A 267-nucleotide genomic window follows, 5' to 3' on the forward strand; every position below is an offset into this window, starting at 1 on the left:
AGAAAAATACTATACGGTAGAAATTGAACTTGACGGCTTTACTCTTTCGACAGAAAGAATTGACAGCTTGGAAGTGGCAGAACAGATTAAAAATTTACTCGAAAATAGAATAGAAATTGCGGATGTGATACAGAAAGAAAAAGTTACAAAACATGACTTGCCATTTGATTTGACAACACTTCAAAGAGAGTGCAATAAGTATTTAGGATACTCAGCAAAACAAACTCTTGATTATGCTCAGAGACTTTATTAGAAGAAGCTGATTAC

The 267-nt window shown here is 33.3% G+C and carries 1 pseudogene; it reads left to right on the plus strand.

The annotated features are described in order from the left end of the window. Positions 1 to 250, plus strand: a pseudogene (locus VJI93_RS08895) (DNA topoisomerase); the annotation flags it as partial. Positions 251 to 267: the final 17 nt, after the last annotated feature.

The organism is Parvimonas sp. M20 (genome assembly GCF_035282425.1).
Taxonomy (GTDB): Bacteria; Bacillota; Clostridia; order Tissierellales; family Peptoniphilaceae; genus Parvimonas.